At 32.7% G+C, this 587-nt stretch carries 1 pseudogene; it reads left to right on the top strand.

From position 1 onward, the window contains the following. A pseudogene (locus ACFIL3_RS11055) lies at window positions 1-149 on the top strand (DnaJ domain-containing protein); the annotation flags it as partial. Window positions 150-587: the final 438 nt, after the last annotated feature.

The raw sequence follows: 587 nt of genomic DNA, 5'->3' as shown, positions 1-587 counted from the left end.
CTCTGCAATACCACCCTGATCATAATTCTAGTACCGAAGCAGAACAAAAATTCAGAAAAATTTGTGAAGCCTATGAAGTTCTTAAAGATCCTCAAAAGAGAGCTGCTTACAATCAGTTCTATCATAAAACTTTTAAAGATAATGACAAGGCTTCTGAAATTAGTAGAAAGCAAGAGAACAGACGACAAGATAATACCGAGCATGTAATTGGTAGTATCATGAATGTAATTTTCATTATTTGTGGAATAATACCTATATTTCGTTTTTTACGTGGAATATACCACTAGGAATAATAAGTATAGGGTTATTAATTTTCATCAGTATAAAAGGATATTTGGTAAATATTGGTGCATTTATCTTCGGGATCATACTAATATCATTTATCAAAGTTATATGGAGAAGTATCTATTGATCAGTGCTTTTGAAGAGCTTTAAGATCAGTCCCGCAGTGAATTCACAAGGTGTGGTAATTTTTGATTTTCTATAACAAGGTAGTGTAGAAAAACATAAAGATTATAATGTCTCTATCCGTTCTTTTCTTATTCTCCCGTTTCCTCCACCCCTCTATTTTTTTCCACAACCTGCCC

Origin of the sequence: Bartonella sp. CE47NXGY (assembly GCF_042195415.1) — a bacterium.
Classification (GTDB): Bacteria; Pseudomonadota; Alphaproteobacteria; order Rhizobiales; family Rhizobiaceae; genus Bartonella.
This window is presented reverse-complemented; position numbering and strand designations above follow the sequence as displayed.